At 65.5% G+C, this 1,413-nt stretch carries 1 protein-coding gene; it reads right to left on the bottom strand.

Going from position 1 to position 1,413, the window contains the following annotated elements:
* Positions 1 to 1,413: alpha-mannosidase (locus E1181_RS31075; protein ID WP_408011025.1), on the bottom strand; the 1,413-nt coding region annotated here is incomplete at both ends.

The following is a 1,413-nucleotide window of genomic DNA, read 5'->3' as shown; positions in this document are numbered from 1 at the left end:
GGTGGCGCCGAGGGCGGGGATGTCGTCGTGGGTGTGGGGTGCGGCGTTGAAGGTGATGGGGGTGTCGCCGGGGCCGGTGAGGGTTTGCTGGGCTTGGTCGATGAGGGTGTTGAGCTGGTCGGCGATGTCGGCGTAGGTGTTCTCGGCTTCGCGGTGGACCCAGGCGATGGAGGATCCGGGGAGGATGTCGTGGAATTGGTTGAGGAGGACTTGTTTCCAGAGGGTGTCCAGTTGGTCGTAGGGGTAGGGGGTGTGGTGGTTGAGGGTGGCGGTGGTGCACCAGAGTTCGGCTTCGCGCAGGAGGTGTTCGCTGCGTCGGTTGCCTTGTTTGGTGCGGGCTTGGGAGGTGTAGGTGCCGCGGTGGAGTTCGAGGTAGAGCTCGCCGGAGTAGACGGCGGGTTGGGTGTGGTCTGCTTCGGCGGCGGTGAAGAACTCGGTGGGTGTGTGCAGGTGGACTTGGGGTGAGCCTTCGAGGTTGTGGGTGCGGTGGGCGCGTTCGAGCATGTCGCGGGTGGGTCCTCCCCCGCCGTCGCCGTGGCCGAAGGGCAGGAGTGAGTGGTTGGCGTAGCCGTGTTCGGAGAAGTTGTTCTGGGCGCGGGCGAGTTCGGCGCCGGTGATTTCGGCGTTGTAGGTGTCGGCGGGTGGGAAGTGGGTGAAGATGCGGGTTCCGTCGATGCCTTCCCAGTGGAAGGTGTGGTGGGGGAAGCGGTTGGTCTGGTTCCAGGAGAGTTTTTGGGTGAGGAACCAGGTGTTGCCTGCTTGGTGGATGAGTTGTGGGAGTGCGGCGCTGTAGCCGAAGGAGTCGGGTAGCCAGACTTCGCGGGTTTCGATGCCGAATTCGTCGAGGAAGAAGCGTTTGCCGTGGATGAGTTGGCGGGCTAGGGCTTCGCCGCCGGGCATGTTGGTGTCGGATTCGACCCACATGCCGCCGACGGGGACGAATCCGCCTCGGTCGATGTGGTGGCGGACGCGGTCGTAGAGCTTGGGGTGGTGGGTTTTGATCCAGGCGAGTTGTTGGGCCTGGGACATGGCGAAGTGGAAGTCGTGGTGGTCGAGCAGTGTGGTGACGTTGGCGATGGTGCGGGCGACTTTGCGGATGGTTTCGCGGATGGGCCACAGCCAGGCGGAGTCGATGTGGGCGTGGCCGACCGCGGAGATCTGGTGGGCGCTGGGGTGTGCGGGTGCGGTGAGGGCGTCGGTGAGTTGGTTGCGGGCGGCGGTGGCGGTGCCGGGGATGTCGTGGAGGTCGAGGGTGTCGAGCATGCGTTCGAGGGCGCGGAGGATGTGGTGGCGGCGGGGTGAGTTCTCGGGTAGCTGGCGCATGAGCTGGTCGAGGACTTCGGCGTCGTGGTAGAGGGCGGCGGTGTCTGTGTGGCGGAGGGCGATGTCGGCTTGGCGGAGTTGGTAGAGGGG

It is taken from the genome of Saccharopolyspora terrae (assembly GCF_004348435.1).
GTDB lineage: Bacteria > Actinomycetota > Actinomycetes > Mycobacteriales > Pseudonocardiaceae > Saccharopolyspora > Saccharopolyspora endophytica.
The sequence above is the reverse complement of the archived record's forward strand: the minus strand, read 5'-3'. Positions and strand labels throughout refer to the sequence as shown.